Origin of the sequence: Bacillus aerius, assembly GCF_029894105.1 — a bacterium.
GTDB lineage: Bacteria > Bacillota > Bacilli > Bacillales > Bacillaceae > Bacillus > Bacillus altitudinis.
Genome location: NZ_JARYHO010000001.1, coordinates 922216 through 946074, shown reverse-complemented (window position 1 = coordinate 946074; position 23859 = coordinate 922216). Strand labels below are relative to the sequence as shown.

The 23859-nt window shown below is 41.2% G+C and carries 19 protein-coding genes; 5 read left to right on the top strand and 14 right to left on the bottom strand.

Translation table 11 applies throughout. The features are described from left to right. Nucleotides 1-119 precede the first annotated feature (119 nt). Nucleotides 120-1484 (top strand): alkaline phosphatase, encoded by a 1365-nt coding sequence (locus tag M2353_RS04825; protein ID WP_041507529.1) that lies wholly within the window; start codon nt 120-122, stop codon nt 1482-1484. A 50-nt stretch (nt 1485-1534) separates the two neighbouring features. Here M2353_RS04825 and M2353_RS04820 read toward each other — a convergent pair whose 3' ends face one another. Further along, nucleotides 1535-2959 carry a SpoVR family protein gene (locus M2353_RS04820; protein ID WP_007497093.1) on the bottom strand — a complete coding sequence of 475 codons (1425 nt, stop codon included), beginning with the start codon at nt 2957-2959 and terminating at the stop codon, nt 1535-1537. A 67-nt stretch (nt 2960-3026) separates the two neighbouring features. Then, a complete protein-coding gene (locus M2353_RS04815; protein WP_284725048.1) occupies nt 3027-4226 on the bottom strand; it encodes a globin domain-containing protein in 1200 nt (399 codons plus the stop codon). 183 nt (nt 4227-4409) lie between these two features. Between M2353_RS04815 and M2353_RS04810 the strand changes: the two genes are divergently transcribed. The 3 genes from M2353_RS04810 to M2353_RS04800 all read left to right on the top strand — a co-directional run bounded on the left by M2353_RS04810 (nt 4410) and on the right by M2353_RS04800 (nt 7974). Then, entirely contained in the window at nt 4410-4841 is a 432-nt protein-coding gene (locus tag M2353_RS04810) for an Rrf2 family transcriptional regulator (protein ID WP_041507532.1), read from the top strand. Between the two features lie 160 nt (nt 4842-5001). After that, entirely contained in the window at nt 5002-6477 is a 1476-nt protein-coding gene (locus tag M2353_RS04805) for a catalase (protein WP_024719958.1), read from the top strand. Between the two features lie 144 nt (nt 6478-6621). After that, a complete protein-coding gene (locus tag M2353_RS04800) occupies nt 6622-7974 on the top strand; it encodes an IS1182 family transposase (protein WP_096880954.1) in 1353 nt (450 codons plus the stop codon). A 122-nt stretch (nt 7975-8096) separates the two neighbouring features. Here the strand turns inward: M2353_RS04800 and M2353_RS04795 are convergent, their stop codons facing one another. After that, nucleotides 8097-8480, bottom strand: a complete 384-nt coding sequence (locus M2353_RS04795) for a YqzG/YhdC family protein (RefSeq protein WP_425332866.1) — start codon at nt 8478-8480, stop codon at nt 8097-8099. A gap of 128 nt (nt 8481-8608) precedes the next feature. Here M2353_RS04795 and M2353_RS04790 point away from each other — a divergent pair, with 128 nt between their 5' ends. Next, complete coding sequence (locus M2353_RS04790) at nt 8609-8857, top strand: YhdB family protein (protein ID WP_008349000.1); 249 nt, start codon at nt 8609-8611, stop codon at nt 8855-8857. A 158-nt stretch (nt 8858-9015) separates the two neighbouring features. Here the strand turns inward: M2353_RS04790 and M2353_RS04785 are convergent, their stop codons facing one another. The 11 genes from M2353_RS04785 to M2353_RS04735 form a co-directional block, all read right to left on the bottom strand. Then, nucleotides 9016-9666 (bottom strand): response regulator, encoded by a 651-nt coding sequence (locus M2353_RS04785; RefSeq protein WP_125589170.1) that lies wholly within the window; start codon nt 9664-9666, stop codon nt 9016-9018. Further along, a complete protein-coding gene (locus M2353_RS04780) occupies nt 9663-10808 on the bottom strand; it encodes a GAF domain-containing sensor histidine kinase (protein ID WP_284725047.1) in 1146 nt (381 codons plus the stop codon). Before M2353_RS04780 ends, M2353_RS04785 begins: the two co-directional genes overlap by 4 nt. Nucleotides 10809-10959: 151 nt before the next feature. Further along, nucleotides 10960-12705: a phospho-sugar mutase gene (locus M2353_RS04775; protein WP_284725046.1), complete on the bottom strand. Its 1746-nt coding sequence runs from the start codon at nt 12703-12705 to the stop codon at nt 10960-10962. A 234-nt stretch (nt 12706-12939) separates the two neighbouring features. Beyond that, nucleotides 12940-14292 carry an IS1182 family transposase gene (locus tag M2353_RS04770; protein WP_284725045.1) on the bottom strand — a complete coding sequence of 451 codons (1353 nt, stop codon included), beginning with the start codon at nt 14290-14292 and terminating at the stop codon, nt 12940-12942. Nucleotides 14293-14420: 128 nt separating this feature from the next. Then, nucleotides 14421-16082 carry a glycerol-3-phosphate dehydrogenase gene (gene glpD, locus M2353_RS04765; RefSeq protein ID WP_039169256.1) on the bottom strand — a complete coding sequence of 554 codons (1662 nt, stop codon included), beginning with the start codon at nt 16080-16082 and terminating at the stop codon, nt 14421-14423. 139 nt (nt 16083-16221) lie between these two features. Continuing rightward, nucleotides 16222-17718 (bottom strand): glycerol kinase GlpK, encoded by a 1497-nt coding sequence (glpK, locus tag M2353_RS04760; RefSeq protein ID WP_007497075.1) that lies wholly within the window; start codon nt 17716-17718, stop codon nt 16222-16224. Nucleotides 17719-17733: 15 nt separating this feature from the next. Next, on the bottom strand, nt 17734-18549 hold the full coding sequence (locus M2353_RS04755; protein WP_008349011.1) for an MIP/aquaporin family protein: 816 nt from the start codon (nt 18547-18549) through the stop codon (nt 17734-17736). Between the two features lie 215 nt (nt 18550-18764). Beyond that, the gene (locus tag M2353_RS04750; RefSeq protein WP_017360356.1) at nt 18765-19322 is read right to left on the bottom strand and encodes a glycerol-3-phosphate responsive antiterminator; all 558 of its coding nucleotides are present in this window, start codon (nt 19320-19322) and stop codon (nt 18765-18767) included. A gap of 358 nt (nt 19323-19680) precedes the next feature. Beyond that, the gene (locus M2353_RS04745) at nt 19681-21018 is read right to left on the bottom strand and encodes an aspartate aminotransferase family protein (RefSeq protein WP_284725044.1); all 1338 of its coding nucleotides are present in this window, start codon (nt 21016-21018) and stop codon (nt 19681-19683) included. A 241-nt stretch (nt 21019-21259) separates the two neighbouring features. After that, nucleotides 21260-22852 (bottom strand): PucR family transcriptional regulator, encoded by a 1593-nt coding sequence (locus M2353_RS04740; protein ID WP_284725043.1) that lies wholly within the window; start codon nt 22850-22852, stop codon nt 21260-21262. A 28-nt stretch (nt 22853-22880) separates the two neighbouring features. Then, nucleotides 22881-23798 (bottom strand): AEC family transporter, encoded by a 918-nt coding sequence (locus tag M2353_RS04735; RefSeq protein WP_284725042.1) that lies wholly within the window; start codon nt 23796-23798, stop codon nt 22881-22883. Nucleotides 23799-23859 lie beyond the last annotated feature (61 nt).

The following is a 23859-nucleotide window of genomic DNA, read 5'->3' as shown; positions in this document are numbered from 1 at the left end:
GTAAAGTGGACCTTTACAATTTTAAAGTGAACTTTACGGTGCTGTCATTTGGAATCCACACTTCTGCTCTACCATTGTAAACGTGAGAGCGATACATAAACAATGAGGAGGCAAAATGAATGAGTGTGTTGAAAAGCTCGAAAACGAAAATAGCTGCAATCGCAGCCGCATCAGTGTTATCGATTGGTATTTTTTCAGGAATTGAATTTGGACAGGCTGACAAAGCTGAGGCTAAAAAGAAACCAAAAAATGACGTACAAAATGTGATCGTGCTCATTGGAGATGGCATGGGAACACCTTACCTTTCAACTTACCGCTCATTTAAACACAACGGTGATCTTTCCAAGCAAACAGCGTTTGACCCTTACCTCACTGGCATGCATAAAACATACCCTGATGATTCTAAAAGTAACATTACTGATTCAGCAGCAGCTGGGACAGCCATGGCAACTGGTCAAAAGACATACAACAACGCCATTGGTGTAAACAAAAATGGCAAAAAACTAAAAACAGTATTAGAAGAAGCAAAACGCAAAGGAAAGTCTACTGGTCTCGTCGTCACATCTGAATTAACCAATGCGACACCTGCTGCGTATGCCGCCCACGATGTTTCTAGAAAAAACACAGCAGCCATTGCTGATGATTTCTTCGATGAGAAAATTGGCAAACAGCATACAGTCGATGTCATGCTTGGCGGAGGACTGATCGATTTTGTCCGCAAAGATCGTGATTTGACGAAAGAATTTCAAAAAGCAGGCTATCGTTATGTAACCAATAAAGCTGACTTACAAAAAAACAAACAGCAAAAATTGTTAGGCATTTTTGCTGACGGTGGTCTCGATAAAGCAATTGATCGTGATAAAACGACCCCTTCCTTGCAAGACATGACATCCTCAGCCATCAAACAGCTGTCTAAAAACAAAAAAGGATTTTTCCTCATGGTTGAAGGCAGTCAAATTGACTGGGCTGGACATGACCACGATATTGTCAGTGCGATGAGTGAGATGAAAGATTTTGAAAAAGCATTTGAAGAAGCCATTCGTTTCGCAAAAAAGGATAAAAATACGTTAGTCATCACGACAGCAGATCATTCAACTGGCGGCCTTTCCTTCGGGGCAGACGGCTCGGGCAGCTGGGATTATCAGCCTGTCAAAGCAGCAAAAAAGACACCTGATTTCATTGCAAATAAAATTGTAGGGGGTATGACGGTCGAGACTGCGCTCAAACAATACATCGACCTTGATTTCACAAAAGAGGAAATCGCCTCTATTCAAAAGGCAGCTGAAACAAAAGATCCTGTTCAAATTGATGATGCCATCGAAAAAGTCATCAATACGAGGTCTCATACAGGCTGGACCACATCGGGTCATACAGGGGATGAAGTACCATTTTATGCTTATGGGCCAACAAGCGAACAGCTAAAAGGGCTCATGGAAAATACAGATCAAGCGAAACACATTTTCAAACTGCTGAAAAACCAATAAAGTGCTAATCACAAAAAAAGATGTCTAGTCGTAGACATCTTTTTTGATCATTAAGTGAGATACTTCCTATGAACCCCTTTTCCATCGTATGAAAACATCACTTCTTTTCCTTCAAGAACTGACTCGATGTGCACACTTCTTCCCCATAGCTGATACAAATATGGAAGCACCTTTTCTAAGTATTTGAGATCAAGCTCAATGCCTTCATACCAATGTTTAATATAGAGTTCGTTGTTTTTTAAATAGTCGCCATCGATGACTGTCAAATACGGAAAGCCGCCATTGACCCTCATGCTGACTAGCTGATCACGGACTGCCTTCCATTCTTTATCAATGACTTTATAGTCTCTCCCCTGCTTTTGAAACAAGTACAAATCTTCCCTCATCACAAGGTCTTTCGTTAAGTAATTTCGAATAAAAGAAATGTCTGATTCAATTTCTCGCACTTCAAACATTTTGCTACGACCTGACCCTTCCGTCACTCCTGCTTTTTTTAATTCCTCGCATGGATGATCGTAGCGCTCTTCAATATCTTCAAAAATCTTCAGCCCTAAATAGTAAGGATTGATTCCTGTCTTAGATGGCTGCACGACACCTGCATTTAATTTGGCAAATTCAATCGATTCACTTGAATCTAAATCAAGTTCACGCATAATCCGCTGGTGCCAATACGATGCCCAGCCTTCATTCATGATTTTCGTTTCTAGCTGTGGCCAAAAATAGAGCATTTCCTCTCTCAGCATCGTCAGCACATCCCGCTGCCAAGGCTCTAGCTCCCGGGAGTGTGCCTCGATAAAGAGCAAAATATCTTTTTCTGGCTTTGGGGGGAATTGCTTGATCGTTTTCTTTTTCTCACGTGTTTTCGGTTCATCCATTCCCCACAAATCATCATATGGCGTTTGACGTTTTGGTTTGTCCTCTTCATATTCATCTTCATCGTCGAGATTCCAGCTTAATTTTGAACGAACAAGCGACGGATCAATATGCTCCTGCAATGCCAATACAGCATCTAAAAAGGACTCGACTTCTTTTGTACCGTGGATATGTTCATATTCTTTAATTCGCTCTGCTGCCGCTGACATACTTTCCACCATATCTCGTTTTGTGTTTTGGAAACGGCAGTTGTTTTTAAAGAAATCGCAGTGTGCCAAGACATGAGCCACAATTAGTTTATTTTGAACAAGCGAATTGTTATCAAGGAGAAAGGCATAGCAAGGATTTGAATTAATCACCAGCTCATAAATTTTGCTTAATCCTAAATCATAATGAAGCTTCATTTTGTGAAATTGCTTTCCAAAGCTCCAGTGGCTAAATCGTGTTGGCATGCCATATGCACCGAATGTATAAATAATCTCCGCGGGACAGATTTCATACCTCATCGGATAAAAATCCAGACCAAATCCTTCTGCAATTTCTGTAATTTCATCAATGGCTCGTTGTAAAAGACGCTTTTCAGATACGCTCAAGGAAACCATCCCTCCTCATCGGACTTATCCCTACTATATGAGCGTACCTAAAAAAACATGATGTTCAGCCAGTTGTTTAGACGACTTCCATCTCTTTCATGGACTGCCCGCCGAACGCTTCAAAATGGATATTCTCTTCCGGAATGTCCAACGCTTTTAGAATAAGGATCATTTCCTGTGTAAATGCTGGGGAACCGCAAACATAAAATTGGCCTTTTCCTTCACCAATGACGAATTGAAGGAAAGGTCGGTCAATCCGCGTAGCCACCTTCTCAACCAGCTCACTCTTTACACTTTTTTCAAATTGTTCGTTACAAAGGATGATACGTCCCTCTGGAGATGAAGTGAGAACGTGTTCAAACTCTTGTTCAAAAGCGGTTACATCCTCTAGTCTGTCTGCATGAATCATCGTGAATGGCTGATTGTTATACGACGCTGTTTTCACTAGACCAATCATTGGTGTGACACCAGAACCGGCACTAATCAAATAAACGGGTTCTTTTGTGTCATCTTGCAAGCAGAACATTCCCTGCGGCATACTCACGTGAAGAACATCGCCTTCTCTCATTTCATCATGCAGGAATGTGGAGACATGCCCATCTCGTTTCACGGTGATGCGATAGTAAGATGGGTGATATTGATCTGATAAACTGTATTGTCTGCTGCATACATAGGCTTCACCCGGCATATCTACCTGCACCGTAATATATTGACCAGCTTCATACATTGGTAGCTCAGATTCATCCTCTGGTACTAAATAAAAGGAAATGAGTGATGGAGATTCTTGTTTCTTTTTCTTCAGAATAAACGGTTTGACATCTGCCCATCCACCAGTTTGTTTCACATTTTCAGCCATCATTTCTGCCTCAATGGTGATGAATATATTCGCAATGATGTCATATGCAGCCTTCCAAGCCAACAATGTGTCATCTTCCTCTGATAACCCAAATACCTCTTTCATTGCTTCAAGAAGGTGATATCCGACGATTGGGTACTGCTCTTTTTTCACCATGACACTGACATGCTTATGGGCAATTTGTTTCACAGCAGGAAGCAAGTCTGCCAAGCGGTCAATGTGCAGTGCAGCTTGATAGAGTGTTGCGGCAAGCGCCTCTGGCTGGCTTCCATTCATGAGATTTGTTTTATTAAACTGATTGAGTAGCTCTGGGTGCTGTCTAATCATATTTTGATAAAAAACTGTCACAAGTTTTGTTCCCTCAGCTTTTAGAAGAGGGGCTGATTGTTTAATGGCATTCATTTGATCTGTGGATAACATCGTTATTCCTTCTTTCAAAAGATGTATTTTAAATACATCTTTATCGTAATGGAAGACAACGTATAAAAGCAATATTTATAATACATGTTTTAAATGTTGTCACATTTAGCACTTTCTCGAACAGTTTTTGTCTAAAATGTGTTACGATGATACAAAACTCTATTAGGTTTAGAGGTCGTCCAAATGAAACTTACGAATTATACAGATTTCTCATTAAGGGTACTCATTTATTTAGCTTCGAGAGAAAACAATGAACTGTCAAATATTCAGCAGATTGCCGATATTTATGGCATTTCGAAAAATCACCTGACAAAGGTAATTTACCATCTAGGAAAACGTGGTTATGTAGAAACGATCCGCGGAAGAAATGGTGGGATTAGGCTGGGGAAAAGCCCAGAAAGCATTAATATTGGTGAGGTTGTCCGCTATACAGAGGATGATTTAGTCATGGTTGAATGCTTTGATCCGAAGAAAAATAGCTGTATTATCTCCCCGATTTGTTCATTAAAGCACGTACTTCATGAAGCACTCACTGCTTATTTACGCGTTCTTGACCAATACACATTAAATGATTTAACACAAAACAAAGATGCTCTAAGAGAGCTTCTGCTCTAAGGCGAAAGAATTTATTTCTTTCGTCTTTTTCTTTACCTCCTTGTAATAATAATTTATTTAAAATTATTATAAATAAATATTGACTATCATGTTTGATTCAATATAATTAGGGTATATAGATTGCTAGAAACCATTTTTTGTTTACAGGAGGAGAAAAAGAATGACAAATTCTAATCATAAAAATTTGACAACGAATCAAGGCGTGCCAGTTGGCGATAATCAAAACTCAAGAACTGCTGGTCACAGGGGGCCTTCATTTCTTGATGATTACCATTTGATTGAAAAACTTGCACACTTTGACCGTGAACGTATTCCAGAGCGTGTCGTTCATGCAAGAGGCGCCGGCGCTTATGGTGTATTTGAAGTAGAAAATAGCATGGAGAAACATACAAGAGCAGCCTTCTTAAGTGAAAAAGGAAAACAAACAGACGTTTTTGTCCGTTTCTCAACGGTTATTCATCCTAAAGGTTCGCCTGAAACATTACGTGACCCTCGCGGCTTCGCTGTCAAATTTTATACAGAAGAAGGCAACTATGATCTAGTTGGGAACAACTTGCCGATCTTCTTTATTCGTGATGCACTCAAATTCCCTGATATGGTTCACTCTCTCAAGCCAGATCCTGTAACAAACATTCAAGATCCAGACCGTTATTGGGATTTTATGACGTTAACACCTGAATCCACTCACATGCTCACATGGCTCTTCTCTGACGAAGGTATTCCTGCGAACTACGCTGAAATGCGCGGTTCTGGTGTTCATACGTTTAGATGGGTAAACAAATACGGAGAAACAAAATATGTGAAATACCACTGGAGACCATCAGAAGGCATTCGCAATTTATCGATGGAAGAAGCTGCAGAAATTCAAGCAAACGACTTCCAGCATGCGACAAGAGACTTGTATGATCGTATTGAAAAAGGAAATTATCCAGCATGGGATCTTTACGTTCAGCTTATGCCGCTCAGTGATTATGATGAACTAGATTATGATCCATGTGATCCGACGAAAACGTGGAGCGAGGAAGATTATCCGCTTCAAAAAGTGGGCCGCATGACACTGAACCGCAATCCAGAAAATTTCTTTGCTGAAACAGAGCAAGCTGCTTTCACGCCAAGTGCCCTAGTACCAGGAATTGAAGCATCTGAAGACAAACTGCTTCAAGGTCGTCTGTTCTCTTATCCTGACACGCAGCGTCACCGCCTAGGTGCAAACTACATGCGCATCCCAGTGAACTGTCCTTATGCGCCTGTTCACAATAACCAACAGGATGGCTTTATGACAACAACTCGTCCAAGCGGTCATATTAACTATGAACCAAACCGTTATGACGATCAGCCAAAAGAAAACCCTCACTACAAAGAAAGTGAACCGGTTCTTCACGGTGACCGTATGGTGAGACAAAAAATCGAAAAACCAAACGATTTCAAACAAGCTGGAGAAAAATATCGAAGCTACTCTGAAGAAGAGAAACAAGCATTGATCAAAAACTTGACAGCTGACTTGAAAGACGTAAATGAAAAAACGAAATTACTTGCGATCTGCAACTTCTATCGTGCAGATGAAGATTATGGACAGCGTTTAGCGGATTCACTCGGTGTGGATATTCGCTCATATCTTCAAGGAAGCATGAAATAAATCTTCTTTTCAGCTGGAGCACCTCTTTTTAAAAGAGGTGCTCAGGCTGTCGAGAAAATCTCGACAGCTTTATTTTTCCCCTTAAATTTTCCACTACCCCATTTTATAATAGAGAAAAGCCCACTAAAGGAAGGTGTTTTTCTCATGTTCCACACTAGAAATTCTTCTCAGCACGAAGCTGAATTTGTATTGCTAGATCAACTGGTCGAAGAGGATCACCTGCTTCGTAAAATTGATCAGTACATTGATTTTTCATTTATCGTAGATAAAGTAAGACCGTATTATAGCGAGAATAAAGGTCGTCCTTCTCTTGATCCACTTATTTTGTTCAAAATGATGTTTATCGGATACCTGTACGGTATCCGTTCTGAAAGACAACTTGAAAAAGAAATTTACTATAACATGGCGTATAGATGGTTTTTAGGTTTGAACATCAATGACCCCGTTCCTCATCACTCGACCATTAGCTGGAATCGTCGTACTCGATTCAAAGATACAACGATTTTTCAAGACATTTTCGACGAGATTGTGCTTCAAGCTATCAATCATGATATGGTAGGAGGCCGCGTTCTTTTTACTGATTCAACTCATCTTAAAGCCAATGCCAATAAACATAAATATATGAGAAAAACGATTGAACAAGATACCCAGAACTATATAAATGATTTAGAAGAAGCGATCCAAGAAGATCGGGTGGCACACGGAAAAAAGCCCTTAAAGGTAAAAGAGGAGGTGAAAACGGAAAAAGACATTCGTCAAAGTACGACTGATCCTGAAAGTGGCTATCTTTATCGTGAAAACAAACCGGAAGGCTTTTTCTACCTAGACCACCGTACAACGGATATGAAGTACAATATCATCACGGATGCCCACATCACGCCCGGTAATGTCCATGATTCTGTTCCGTATCTTGATCGGTTGGATCACCAAATCGCACGATTTGGTTTTCAAGTAGAAGCTGTTGCCCTTGATTCTGGTTATTTGACGACCCCAATCTGTAAAGGTTTATCAGATCGCCGTATTTTTGGTGTCATCGCACATAGACGCTTTCATCCAACAAGAGGTTTATTTGAGAAGTGGAAATTCAAGTATGACTCTGAACATGATCATTACATATGCCCAAATGGTGAGAAGCTATTATATACAACAACTGATCGAAAGGGTTATCGATTCTACAAATCAGATCCTAAAAAATGTGCATCGTGTTCTTTCCTTGAAAGATGCACAAGGTCGAAAAATCATCAAAAAGTCATCTCAAGACACATATGGGAAGAACATAAAGAAAAGATCAGACAAAATCGTCTATCTGTCTCTGGAAAAGAGCTATATAAAAAAAGAAAAGAAAAAATAGAGCGAAGCTTTGCAGATTCAAAACAACTGCACGGGCTTCGCTACTGCCGGTTGAGGGGAAAACAAAATGTGAGTGAGCAAGTTCTTCTCACAGCTGCCTGTCAGAACATGAAGAAGATTGCCACACATCTAGCGAAGCTAGGTTAGGTGTGTGGGAGGCCTTTTTCATTCAATCTCATCCATCATCATTACGATGAAAATAAAAAAGATTGTAGAAAAACATGAGTTTCTCTACAATCTGAGCACCTCTTTTTAAAAGAGGTGCTTTTTTATAACCGAAACACGTTAATACTAATCAAATGACCCGTCACCGGATGAAAATAAATTTCTGCATGTGCTGCAAATCGTGTGGAGCCTTCCTTCACGGTCACGCGAAACACATCTTTTGTTTGATCTTCATTCACTTGTGTACGTCCAATGTAATGATAATCGTTTAAAGCGGCGCCTTCATATTCATCTTGGAAGGCAGTATACGCAAGTCTTTCCCAATTCTCTGCCGGCTGCACAGCTGCTTGTGAAGATGGATGAACCATGAGACTGCCGAATAAAACAATTCCTGCTGCAAAAAGCATCCATAATTTCGGGTGCATGATATCAATATTCTCACTTTCATATCTATTTTGTTTAGGTTTTGCTGGTTGGTTCTTTTTCATACATCAAGCATTTATTCAGCCTATAATTCCCGGTACCCTGTTTATGCAGACACCAACTTTTCCCCTGAAAAAGTCGATCTGATCCGAGCAAACTAAGTAAGACTTCTCAAGGGAAAGGAGAAGGTTTAATGAATGTGGCAGATTATGATAAGGCACTTTATTATACGCATCGCTCGCAATGGGATAATTTACTTATTCTTATGGTACGTACGCAAGATGACTTGCTCTCGAAACGTATTGAGCATTTCTTACATGCGTATCAATTTAACCGGAACGATGCAGATGTTGAAAAATGTTTATATGGACTCCTGCAGTATATCGACCATGCTTCAGAAGCTGCCGTTGCTGAAGCATATGCTGAACCAATGTACACATAAAGGAAAAGGTTGATTTTCTTTCAGATTGTTGACATAGGGCTAGAATGAACTTTATTTTAGCTCTTTGTTTTCACCCTTTTACTAACCGCCTTTCATAAAGAAGAAAAGACTTCATGAGAAATACTCATGAAGTCTTTTGAAATGTCCACCATGACTGTTTACAACAGCTCTTTCGGCTGATTTTTTTGATAATCTACCGCATAGAGAGCGGCCTGAGTTCGATCTGCCAGCTCTAACTTTGATAACACATGAGACACGTGAGTTTTCACAGTCTTTTCAGAAATAAAAAGCGATGAGGCGATTTCTTTGTTACTTTTCCCTTTTGCGATTTCAAATAAGACATCACGTTCTCTATTGGTCAGTTCGTTCATCAATGCCCATTTCTGCTCTTTAGGTTCAGTTAGATGCTGTACAAGAAACGCTGTAATATGACCATCTAGCTGGTACGTACCATTTTGCACCTCAATCATTGTCTTGAGAAGCTTTTCAGGTGCTACATCTTTGAGCTGATAAGCCCTTGCTCCCGCCTGGATAGCAGGAATCACATAGTCCTTATCTGCATAGCTTGTCAGAATGACAATGCGGACATCCGGCATATCCAGCGTCATTTGCTTTGTCGCCTCAATCCCATTCATTACAGGCATAGAGAGATCCATCAAGACAATGTCAGGCTTTGTCTGCCTCACTACCTGTAGTGCCTCTTCTCCATTGGATGCTTCACCAACGATGTCCACATCTGGCTGGGTTTGCAAGAAAAAGACCAGCCCTTTTCTGACAATGTGATGATCATCTGCAATGACTACCCTCATGACAATCCCTTCCTTTCTTGAGAAAATGGTACTTTCACATCAATCGTCGTTCCCTTCCCTAGCTCAGAATTGATGCAAAATGTACCTCCTGCTCTTCGGATACGGTCAGCCATCCCTTTCAGCCCAAATGAAGGAAGACTCATTTGTTCATCATACTGAAATCCCTTTCCCTGATCGATGATTTTCATACCAAACGTATCTCCTGATTGCTCCAGTTTGACCTCTACTTTCTCAACGCCCGCATGCTTTTGGCAATTATTTAGAGCTTCTTGGCATACGCGAAATAAAGTCTCGTGCTTTGAATGATCTATTTCCATACAGCCTGATAAAGACAATGAACAATTTAAACCTAAAAGCTGTGCATACTCTTCAATCGCTGTTGTAAATCCTTTTTCAAGCCCTTTTGGTCTTAACTGCCAGATGAGTGATCGCATTTCAATGAGGGCATCTTGTGATAAATGCTGAATAAAATCAATCATTTCACCTAATTTTTGATCACTTGTCATTTGGCGCGCTGCCTTTGCAGTCAAACTCACGGAAAACAGCATTTGATTCACAGAATCGTGTAAATCCTGCGCAAGCCGGTTTCGTTCTTCTAAAAGTGCATGCTGCTGCTCATTTTGCACAAGCTTCATGCGCTGAATAGCCGTACCAATTTGCAGTGCAATACTTTCAAGCAGATTCAGCTCCTCCTGTGTAAATGTGACCTTCCCTTTTGCCGCCACATTTAATAAGCCAAACGTACGCTTACATGCTTGGAGCGGAACGGTTGCATGATGGGTAATTCCTTCTGTATCTCCAAGCTTTTGCTCAATCGCCGTTTCAATCCGTTTACAATTGATGATATTGGTAGCTGATTGCAGTGAGCCTTTCGTGTAGCGGTTGATGCAATAGCAATCGTTTTGACACATCAATTGCTTTCGATCCTTTGCCAACGCTTCAGGTAAGCACACTTCTGCCATTAGTTCATACGATCCGTCTTCTTCTATAAAATAAATCCATGCTGTTTGAAAGCCTGTCACTTCCATAAGCATATGAAGCACTTCATGAAGCGTTTCCTTCATTTCCATCCCTTCATTTAGCTTTTCAGCAATTTCTTTTAACGTTTTTAATGTTTTGACTTTGTCTTGGTAATCTCCCATCGTGTGTACCCCCGGCTTTTACTGCCTCTCTTATCAATATGTTGATTATACCATGAGCATCTGTGCGGCTCTTTCTCAAAAAGGATGATTTTTTCTCATCCTTTTGACTGAGAAAAAGCCATCATGCATGACATGATGGCTTTGTGATGTTTTATTTAGCTGTTTCTTCCACAATGTCATAGACAACTTTCATGACTTCTTCTGATAAGTGTTTCAGCTTTTCTTCGCTGTCTGTTAACGATGTGCCTTTGACTGCAATATAAAATTTGACTTTAGGCTCCGTACCAGAAGGTCGTAAACAAAACCATGAGCCATCTTCAAGGAAATATTTCAGGACGTTTGATACCGGCAGATGAATCGTTTCTTCTTTCTTTTCAGCTACAAGGTGCCTTTGACTTGATTGATAATCCTCAATGACCGTAATGCGCTGACCGGCGATAGAAGCTGGCGGGTTTGATCTAAAGGTATGAAGAATAGCAGAAATCTGCTCTGCTCCTACTTTCCCCTTTAAGGTTAATGACTTTAACCCTTCTCTGTAAAATCCAAATTCCTTAAAAATATCAACAAGCGCATCATATAATGACTTGCCTTGTTTCTTATAAAAGGCTGCGACTTCAACTGCTAATAACGCCGCTTGAACTGCATCTTTATCTCGTGCAAAATCACCGATCAAATAGCCGTAGCTTTCTTCATAGCCAAATTGAAACGTGTATTCTCCGCTTTCCTCGAACTGCTTGATTTTTTCTCCGATAAATTTAAAGCCAGTGAGCGTATCAATCGTGTCAGCTCCAAATGCTGAGGCAACAGCACGCCCAAGCTCACTTGTCACAATCGTTTTCATCACAACGGGGCGAGGCGGCAGCTGACCTAGTTTTTGTTTTTCAGATAATAAATAATGAAGTAGTAAGGCGCCTGTTTGGTTGCCGGTCAAAACGGTAAATTCACCATCATGATTTTTCACAGCGATACCTAATCGATCTGCATCTGGATCTGTCGCAATCAAAATATCAGCATTTTGCTTTTCACCAAGCTTGATGGCGTATTCAAAAGCGGCATGCTCCTCTGGATTTGGAGACGTAACCGTCGAGAATTGCGGATCTGGTTTTTCCTGTTCAGGCACAACCGTCACATGCTTATAACCAAAGGCCTGAAGTCCGTTTCGGACAGGTTTATTCGCCGTCCCATGAAGCGGGGTAAACACCACTTTGACATCGACTTCTTTTGCAAGCTCAGGGTGCACACGAATGGTTTTTAATTTTTCCATATACGCTTGATCGATTTCTTCACCAATCATACGGATCAAACCATTTTGCTTCAATACTTCTTCTGATTCCACTGAAATGGCTAATTCATTTTCGATGGCATCTACTTCTTTAATGACTTGATCTGCTTCAAATGGGGGCATTTGGCCTCCATCTTCTCCATAAACTTTATAGCCATTATATTCTGGCGGATTGTGACTTGCTGTCACAACAATCCCTGCAAAGGCATTCAGTTCTCGAACTGCAAAAGAGAGTTCTGGTGTCGGACGCAGTTCGTCAAATACGTATGTTTGAATGCCATGTGAAGCCAGTGTTTTGGCCGCTTCCATCGCAAATTCAGGAGATTTATGGCGTGAATCATAGGCAATGGCGACGCCTCTTTTTTTTGCATCCTCTCCATGTGCTGCAATATACGCAGCAAGACCAGCAGATGCTTTTCGAACAGTGTAAACATTCATTCGGTTCGTTCCAGCACCAATTTCTCCGCGCATTCCTCCAGTACCAAACTCAAGGTTTTTGTAGAAGCAGTCTTCAAGCGCTTGATGATCATCTTGATGTGCCTCCAGCCATTCCCTTAGCTCAGTATCCAGGTGCTTCTCATTGATCCAACGCTCATAATTCGTATTCCAACTCATGGTCGTCCTCCCAGCTCTTATCATCAATAAAATAACATCTACTGTTATTTTATATGGAATTATCCTTCATGTCATGTTATATCATGAACATATGAAAAAACGATGAACAAAATAAAAAAAGCCGATACACGATCGGCTTTCAGATTGTAGAGAAACTCATGTTTTTCTACAATCTTTTTTATTTTCATCGTAATGATGATGGATGAGATTGAATGAAAAAGGCCTCCCACACACCTAACCTAGCTTCGCTAGATGTGTGGCAATCTTCTTCATGTTCTGACAGGCAGCTGTGAGAAGAACTTGCTCACTCACATTTTGTTTTCCCCTCAACCGGCAGTAGCGAAGCCCGTGCAGTTGTTTTGAATCTGCAAAGCTTCGCTCTATTTTTTCTTTTCTTTTTTTATATAGCTCTTTTCCAGAGACAGATAGACGATTTTGTCTGATCTTTTCTTTATGTTCTTCCCATATGTGTCTTGAGATGACTTTTTGATGATTTTTCGACCTTGTGCATCTTTCAAGAAAAGAACACGATGCACATTTTTTAGGATCTGATTTGTAGAATCGATAACCCTTTCGATCAGTTGTTGTATATAATAGCTTCTCACCATTTGGGCATATGTAATGATCATGTTCAGAGTCATACTTGAATTTCCACTTCTCAAATAAACCTCTTGTTGGATGAAAGCGTCTATGTGCGATGACACCAAAAATACGGCGATCTGATAAACCTTTACAGATTGGGGTCGTCAAATAACCAGAATCAAGGGCAACAGCTTCTACTTGAAAACCAAATCGTGCGATTTGGTGATCCAACCGATCAAGATACGGAACAGAATCATGGACATTACCGGGCGTGATGTGGGCATCCGTGATGATATTGTACTTCATATCCGTTGTACGGTGGTCTAGGTAGAAAAAGCCTTCCGGTTTGTTTTCACGATAAAGATAGCCACTTTCAGGATCAGTCGTACTTTGACGAATGTCTTTTTCCGTTTTCACCTCCTCTTTTACCTTTAAGGGCTTTTTTCCGTGTGCCACCCGATCTTCTTGGATCGCTTCTTCTAAATCATTTATATAGTTCTGGGTATCTTGTTCAATCGTTTTTCTCATATATTTATGTTTATTGGCATTGGCTTTAAGATGAGTTGAATCAGTAAAAAGAACGCGGCCTCCTACCATATCATGATTGATAGCTTGAAGCACAATCTCGTCGAAAATGTCTTGAAAAATCGTTGTATCTTTGAATCGAGTACGACGATTCCAGCTAATGGTCGAGTGATGAGGAACGGGGTCATTGATGTTCAAACCTAAAAACCATCTATACGCCATGTTATAGTAAATTTCTTTTTCAAGTTGCCTTTCAGAACGGATACCATACAGGTATCCGATGAACATCATTTTGAACAAAATGAGTGGATCGAGAGAAGGACGACCTTTATTCTCACTATAATATGGTTTTACTTTGTCTATGATAAATGAAAAATCAATGTATTGATCAATTTTACGAAGCAGGTGATCCTCTTCGACCAGTTGATCTAGTAATACAAATTCGGCTTCGTGCTGAGAAGAATTTCTAGTGTGGAACATGAGAAAAACACCTTCCTTTAGTATGCTTTTCTCTATTATAAAATGGGGTAGTGGAAAATTTAAGGGAAAAAATAAAGCTGTCGAGATTTTCTCGACAGCCTGAAGCCGATACACGATCGGCTTTTTACTTATTCAGCATCAAGCGGTACGACCGCTTCATGGAATAGTCGGTCTAATTCAGTTTGATGTTTCTGTTTTGTCGCTTCATCCCAGCCAAAACGATCTGCCATATAGTCAACAACAGGCTGTGCATACGTTTTTGCCCAATTGATATTAAATAATAGGCTGCCTGTTCTTCTCAAGAAGAAATCGACAGGTGTTACAGCCAATTCTTCTTCGATCGCATAGACAAGTTCAGCCAACACATATGCGGGAATGTTTCGTTTGTCTGCTTCCCCTTGAAGCTGCTCCACACGCTTGAAGACATTGCTGACGTTTGAGCCATATTTCTCAGCTAATTTTTGTGCAATCGGTTCTGTCAAACCAACGGATGCTCCTTCTGCCGTCTTCGCTTGAACAAAGGATGCCATATTTTTTGAACCGCCTACATGCCCGCCTGAAATTGGCATATGTTTCGTTTTACATGGTCCAAAATCTTTTCCAGTTTCCTCTTTAAGTCCATCACGTACAAGATTCACAATGTGTTCAGCCATTTTACGGTAACCTGTTAATTTACCGCCAGCAATCGTGATTAAGCCTGAAGATGATGTCCATACCTCATCCTTACGAGAAATTTCTGAAGGATCTTTGCCTTCTTCATGAATGAGTGGACGAAGACCAGCCCAGTTAGATTCAACGTCTTTTTCTGTAATGTGAAGATCTGGGAACATATATTGAATGGCTTTGATCACGTAATCACGATCTGCTTTTGTCATACGCGGATGTTCCAGCTGTTTTTTGTAAACGGTATCTGTTGTTCCCACGTACGTTTTTCCTTCTCTTGGAATCGCAAAGACCATTCGTTTATCAGGTGTGTCAAAGTAGATTGCTTGTTTTAATGGGAAAACAGATTGGTCAAATACTAAGTGAATTCCTTTTGTATGTTGTAAATGTTTCCCCTCTTTTGAGTGGTCCTTGTCTCTTAGCTGATCGACCCATGGACCAGTCGCATTGACGATTTTTTTCGCATATACATCGTATGTTTTCTGTGTTGTGACATCTTCAATGACAACACCGACAACTTTGCCTTTATCATAAATAAATTCTTTTACTTTCGCATAGTTGACCGCTTCTGCCCCGAATTTCACAGCCTCTTTCATGACTTCAATTGTCAGGCGTGCATCATCTGTACGGTATTCAACATAGTAGCCCCCGCCTTTTAAGCCATCCTTTTTCACAAGCGGTTCTTTTGCAAGTGTCTCTTTTGCACTTAGCATACTTCTGCGTTCACTATGCTTAACGCCAGCTAAAAAGTCATATACTCTAAGTCCGATTGAAGTTGAAAACTTACCGAATGTCCCGCCTTTATGCATTGGAAGAAGCATCCATTCTGGCGTTGTCACATGAGGACCGTTTTCGTATACGATGGCACGCTCTTTACCGACCTCTGCGACCATTTTCACTTCAAATTGTTTTAAATAACGAAGTCCGCCGTGTACAAGTTTCGTTGAGCGGCTAGACGTACCTGCTGCGAAATCCTGCATTTCTGCAAGACCAACACGCATTCCGCGTGAAGCCGCATCAAGTGCTGTACCAGCGCCAGTAATACCCCCACCAATGATAAACACATCATATGGTTTTTTTGTCATGTCCTGAAGCATTTGTTCTCTTTCTAAGCTAGAAAAAGTCATCTCTTGTTCCTCCCATGTTGTACGGTAAAGAAAAAGAGACCGCAAACACCCAAAGCGTATTTCTACACTTCGGTGCTTGCGGTCTCTCCAGTTCTCCAACCGTTCTATTAACTTACTTGAAGTATACCATACTTTTTGTTTATTTGAAAGCTTGAGCTGCTTTTACAGCCTTTTTCCACCCGCTGTATAACGAGTCACGGCTGTCTTCTTCCATTTTAGGTTCAAAGCGCTTGTCAAGGTTCCATTGTTTTGCAATGTCTGAACGGTCGTTCCAGAAGCCAACTGCTATTCCCGCAAGATAGGCCGCACCGAGTGCCGTCGTTTCATTAATTTCTGGACGTTCTACTGGTACATCGAGCAAATCACTTTGGAAGCCCATTAAGAAATCATTCTTTACAGCCCCGCCATCGACACGTAATGTTTTAAGTGAGATGTTTGAATCTTTTTCCATCGCATCTAAAACATCTTTCGTTTGATAAGCAAGTGATTCTAACGTTGCACGAACAAAGTGCTCTTTAGAAGTACCGCGTGTTAAACCGAATACAGCGCCTCGGACATCACTATCCCAATATGGTGTGCCTAAACCAACGAATGCTGGTACGACATATACGCCGTCTGTTGACTCAACGCGCTCAGCATAAGCTTCACTGTCTTTTGAGTCTTTAAACATTCTAAGTCCATCACGCAGCCACTGGATCGCTGAGCCAGCAACGAAAATACTTCCTTCTAAAGCATATTCAACTTTGCCGTCAATGCCCCATGCAATCGTCGTTAACAATCCATGATCTGACTTAATTGCTTTTTCCCCTGTATTCATCAACATGAAACATCCTGTACCATATGTGTTCTTCGCCATTCCTTCTTCAAAGCAAGCCTGACCGAATAACGCAGACTGCTGATCTCCTGCCGCTCCTGCAATCGGAATATTTTTACCGAAGAAGTGATAGTCTGTTGTTTCACCATAAATGTGTGATGATGGTTTGACGTCTGGCAGCATGGAAGCTGGAACACCTAAAATATCAAGTAGTTCTTCATCCCATTTCAGATCGTAAATATTGAACATTAACGTTCTTGATGCATTTGAATAATCTGTCACGTGTGATTGACCGCCAGTCATTTTCCAAATGAGCCATGTATCGATTGTGCCAAACAGCAAGTCACCATTTTCTGCTTTCTCACGAGCACCTTCGACATTGTCTAAAATCCATTTCACTTTAGTACCTGAGAAATAAGCATCAATGAGTAGACCCGTTTTATTTCTAAACGTTTCATCGTGCCCTTGCGCTTTTAGCTCATCACATATACCAGATGTTTGTCGTGACTGCCAAACAATTGCATTGTAAACGGGTGCGCCTGTATGTTTATCCCAAACGACAGCTGTCTCACGCTGGTTCGTAATTCCGATACCGGCGATTTGATCTGCTTCAATTCCTGATTCGATTAAAGCAGTTGAAATAACTGATAGAACAGAGCTCCAAATTTCATTTGCATTGTGTTCTACCCAGCCTGGGTTCGGAAAATATTGATTGAATTCCTTCTGAGCTGTATGGGCAATTTTACCTTCTTGATCAAATAAGATCGCTCTTGAGCTTGTTGTCCCTTGATCTAATGCGAGAATATATTTTTCTTTTGCCATGATGTTTTCCTCCCCTTACATACTTTCATTGACAGCATTTGTCTGGTTTTTCGTAGAAACATAGAGTCCTAACAATACCACAACTAAAATAACGCTTACAATCCAAAAGGCTGGTGTGACGTTCGCTTTAAAGGCTGCATTATAGAAAACACCGCCAAATGCACCGCCCAAAATTGGACCAACAACAGGAACCCAAGCATATTTCCAATTTGATGGACCTTTACCTGGAATCGGCAGAATGGCATGTGCGATTCTTGGACCTAAATCACGTGCAGGGTTAATTGCGTAACCAGTTGTACCACCTAATGAAAGACCAATTGCGACAATTAAGAAACCAACAATCAGCGGATTGACTCCGTCTGCAAATTTATTTGCACCAATCGCTAAAATTCCTACCACCAATACAAATGTACCAATGACTTCACTGAGCACGTTTGCAAAAGTATGCGGAATCGCAGGACCAGTCGAGAATACGCCTAGTTTTGCACCTGGATCGTCTGTCGCTTTCCAGTGTGGTAAGTAATGTAAGAAGACAATAATAGCTCCGAGTAATGCGCCAAGCATTTGACCGACAATATACATTGGAACATCAGCCCAAGGAAAACTTCCTTCTAATGCAAGACCTATTGTCAGCGCCGGGTTTAAATGTGCACCGCTGATTCCTCCAGTGGCATAAGCTGCAATCGCTACTGCAAATCCCCATCCGAAAGCGATTACAATCCAGCCGGACTGATAAGCGAGCGATTTCTTTAAACTGACTGCCGCACACACACCGCCTCCGAAAATAATAAGAAGCATTGTACCAACGACTTCACCCCAAAATGGTGTCATGAAAAATTCCTCCTCTGGTTCAGTTGCCATCCCCTATAAATGTGTAGAAAAGATAAAGAAAAAAGATCCACAACAAACATACTTTACATCAGGGTCATTTGTCACCTAGTAAAGCGTCGTTGTGGATCTCCGTTTCTCCATCACATGATATTAACTTAGTGCTATAGTAACCGAGGATGAAAACGTTGTCAATCAATTTTCACATTTTATCTTTTTCACTTTTGGAACGCTTTCCAAAGCTCTGTATTCGATGTGGTGACAGCTGTCGCCCCTGCTGCAAGCGCCCTTTCTACATCTTCTTTTGTTCGGATAAACCCTCCTGCAAATATTGGTATTCCAGCTCTTTCGCGCACTTCTGTAATTAAATCTGGCACGACACCCGGCAATACTTCAATAAAATCTGGACGATGTTTCCCGACAAACTCCATGCTTTTTTCCATCGCACTTGTATCAAGTAAAAACATTCGCTGGATGGCATATACCTTTTTCTGCTTGGCTTTTACTATGACAGAAGACCTAGTAGAAATAATGCCAGCTGGTTTCATTTCCTGACAAATAAATTCCGTTCCGTACTCATCATGTTTGATTCCGTGAATGAGATCGACATGGACAAACATTTTTTTATGATGCGCATTCGCCTCATTCATGATGCCCTTAAGCCGCCCTAAGTGAACATCCAGTAAGACCCCATATGTAAATGGACTTTTTAAAAATTCCTCAAATTGCTTCATATTGCGAACAGCAGGTAGAATGGGTTGATCATGAAAACTCATATGCCGTCTCCTTCTCGTGTGTATTGGTTCTATCTTCTCCTTACAGTAATAGAATCGCATGTTTTTTTCAATACACCTAGTGTGCCCATTGACCATTCAGCCTAGCAGATCGATCAAAACCTGATCCTTTCAGGGCATAGAAAAAAGCAGAGAAACCTCTCTGCTACAGCGTGTAGGCAAACCCTCGCATTCTTTGTCAGTCCTGCGTGCTGGTGCTCACGAATGTCAAATTCGCTCCGCGCCAGTACTCGTTCTTCCTAGACTTCAAAGATTTTCTATCACGCTGAAAAGAAGACAAAGGGCTAAAATAAAGTTCATTTTAGCCCTTTGTCAACAATCTGAAGCAGAGATTTCTCTGCTATAATTGCGCCATGCTTTCTTTTAAAGTATGAATAATGAATGAGGTGTCTTCATCAGTGATATTTAGCGGTGGTGCGAGCTGTGCCACGTTATTATAGCCAGCCACTGTATCGCCATTTTTCCCGATGATCAATCCCCGCTTTTTACATTCTGCAATCAATTGACCGACTACACTTGGATCAGCTGGCTTTTTTGACGCCTGATCCTGCACTAGCTCAATCCCAAACAGCAGACCTTTTCCTCTCACATCACCGACAAATGGATGCTCTTTTAACTCTTGCAAACGTTCGAGCATGTCTTGGCCAAGCTTGCCTGACCGCTCCACTAATTGCTCGTTTTCCATGATCTCTAGGTTAGCAAGTGCCACCGCACAGGAAGCAGGGTGACCGCCAAATGTATTTACATGCCGTAGCCTGTCATACGTATCTTCTCCTGCATACGCTTCATAAATGTCTCGTTTCACGCACGTTGCAGATAGCGGTAAATATCCACTTGTGATCCCTTTTGCCATGGTGATGATATCTGGCTTCACGTCCTCATGCATAAATCCAAACCGCTTTCCTGTCCGGCCAAAGCCGCATATTACTTCATCCACAATGAGGAGCGCCCCATGATCTTCACAGATTTCTTTCACCTTCTTCAAATATCCTTTTGGCGGCATTAAGATACCGCCTCCTGTAATCATCGGCTCCATGATGACGCCAGCAATGGTCTCACTTAATTCCCACGTCATCGCTTGATCGATTGCATCAGCACTTGCCAAGCTCTCTTGATCTTCAGGATGCCGGTACATATCAGGCGGTGCGACATGGATGAACCCCTGACCTAACGGTTCATATTTGTACTTACGCTGCGCTTGACCCGTTGCGGCTAGAGCTGCTGCTGTATTGCCATGATACGATCGATATCGGGAAATGAATTTTGTTCGTGTACTCTCTCCCTTTTGCGCATGATATTGTTTGGCTATTTTAAATGCCGCTTCGTTCGCTTCAGAACCACTGTTAGAAAAGAAGATCACATAGTCCCCGCCTAGCCATTCATTGAGCTTCTCAGCCAGCTGAATCGCTGGCACATGGCTTTGTGTCAGTGGGTAGTAAGGCATCGTATTTAATTGCCTATACGCCGCTTCTGCAAGCTCTTTACGTCCATATCCGGCATTTACACACCACAACCCTGACATCCCGTCTAAATAGCGATTTCCATGAATATCTGTCACCCATGCGCCTTCTGCCTCATGAATCACCATACTTTCATTTTCTTTGTTTGTCCCTTTCATATGATGCCAAATAAACTGATCATCTTTCGCCTGAAGATCTTGTGCGTTATGTGTTTTCATCTTCCCACGCCCCCATGTATCCGTTTTCATCATCAAAGAAGCTTAAACCGGTCCTGCATATGACCTCTCCATTCATTATATGGATAAAAAGTGAGGCATATGAAACTGAAACAAGACCGCCCATGTCGTTACTCTCATTATAAAAAAGGGGCCAGACACATTACATTAGACAGATCGTCAACTGATTGAAAAGAACCATGAGACACTCTACTTGATCCCTTGGCAAATCTAACATATACCGTTAATGGCGATTCCCCTGTAAAAATTCATAAGCAAGGATCGCAAATTCAAGCGCTTGACGTTTCGGCGCTTGCATCATATCCTCACCAAGTAAAGCATGAAGCTTATCCAATCTGTGATAAAGCGTCTGCCTCACAATATAGAGCTGGCTTGCGGTTTCTTTTTTAGAACCGTTTGTCTGTAAAAAGATATTCAGCGTCTGATAGAGCCTGCCGCTATTTTGTTTATCATATAAAATCACCGGCTCTAAATACTCTTTCACCATGCATTCTAATAACCCGCTTTCTTTCATGACAGGCATCAACCGAAGCATATGTAAATCTTGATAAAATGGGCTTTCTACCCGCTGCGGCATCACTTTCTTTAAATGCAGCACTTCTTTCGCTGCTTGAAAACTTTTTCTCATGTGCTGAAATTGCTCACAATATGAACCGATTCCATAATTGATGACTGCCTCGCCGGGCTGCTCACGGTCATATAATTGCGTGATGTCGTTTGCCGCTTTTTCTGCACGCTCTTTCCAGTCCTCAACTTTTCTTGTATTCAATAAGATAAATAAGGTTTGTCCTTGATGCTCGTACACAATCAAATGGAAACCAGCACGCTGAAAAATAGAGCGGCAAGAGACAAGAAAATAAAGATTCCCTGCGATTTCTTCTATTTGGTGGTTTTTTTGAAAGAGCATCACCACACAGCCGGTCGGTTTTTTCAGCCCTTCTGTCTCCTCAAGGTGTTCTATGATCTCTCTTTCTGTATGATCTTCATGAAACCATTTTTGCAGCCATTCATTCTCTTTTGTCTTCTTCAGCTCTTCTGTATACAGCTCTCTTAATGTTTGCTGGGCAAGGGCATTCGCTCCTTTATCCATCACAAGCAGTTCAAATTCCGAGAGCGTGTTCGATTGATGAATGAGGACGAGGTCTGCAAAGGTTTGTTTGAGTGCAAGGACTTGTTTTTGCGTCACTTCATATCCTTTTGGTAATGAAGCATATTGCAAATAATTCATCACAAGCTCTTCTGTTTGTTTGGAAGAATCACATAAAATAATCGGCTCACCTTGAACAGGGATCAGCAGTAGTATCCCTCTCACGTGCTGATACACTTGATCCAAAATATTCATCTGCGGATGAGGAGTTAGTAAAAGCTCATTCAGCTTTGACGACAAGGCTTCTAAATCTGCCATCATCTGATACTGACGTTCAATCATCATCGTATGGAGATGCTGTGTAATATTGACGAACTTCACTTCTTTTGTAAACAGAATTAGCGGAAAATCACGTTCTTCTGCATAAATAATTAGTTCTTCCGGTACATCAAACCGGAGCGGTACAAATTCAATACATAATCCAGCCGCACCTGAGTCAATCAACTGCCTTAAAAACGCCTGAAAGACTTCCAATTGATCATGGAAGCCTGCGGCCGTCGTTAAGATCAGCTCGCCTCCGTTTAACAAATCCTCTACAGCAGGCACTTCAAGTACATGTACCCATTTTACCTGCCGAAACAATCCCTTTTCCCCAGCTAACACTTTCGCATGCGTAAAATGCTTCGTTTTTAACACATCACTTACCTGAAAATGAACATCTACATTCATTCATAAGTCCCCCTTTGTTTGCCGTCCCCTATCCCAGAGGGTGCATGGATAAAATCCATAATAAAACAGGTAAAGTCACAATACTTAAAATCGTACTGAGAAACGTCGTGCTTGAGACAAACTCAGGCTTCGTTCGAAATTGCACAGCCATCAGCGTTGTATTCGCCGCAGTCGGCATCGCTGCAACTAAAATCATGATTTGTTTCACCAAATCATCTACCGGTAAAATAAGCGTAAAGCCGAATGCGATGAGTGGTGAGATAAACAGCTTCAGCAGCACCGCATAGGAAATATTACGATAATCCACTTGTTTAAAAGAAATCACTGCGAGCTGCATACCTAAAATCAGCATAATCGTTGGTATCGCTGCATCCCCGACCAGCTGAACACCTGTCATAAGCTCTTTAGGTAATGAAAGGTCAATGAGCTGAAATAATAGACCAAGAAGAGCCCCGTAAGCAACCGGCATACGCAGCACTTTTTTTAGAACGACCTTCAAGTCTCCCGCGTCCTCTCCACCTTTTGCTGCATAATACATGCCGATCGTACTCATGACGAGCTGCTGAAGGACCATTAGCACAATCGCAATATCTAAACCAGCTGCTCCAAAAACAAGAAGGACAACAGGCGTGCCGTAATTTCCATTATTCATAAATGCTGATGACAAAATCATGGCACAATACGTTTCATTCGAATACCCGTAAATTCGAGATAAAATGAAGACACATAAAACAAGTAAAAGACAAAGCCCTACGACAAATATAGATAAGTACACATAGTCCATCGATACTTTATTTTGATAAAAGGTTTCAAATGCAAGAAATGGTGACATTAAATATAAAGACATTGATGAAAGCGTATGTATATCAAAACCAATTGTCTTCTGCCCAATATACCCTATAAGGAATATGCCGAACACTGGCATTAAGACAAGTAAAAATTCCATGAAGCACCTACTTTTCTCTAGATGAATTCCTTATTTTTTCTACCCTCTTATCATACCACTG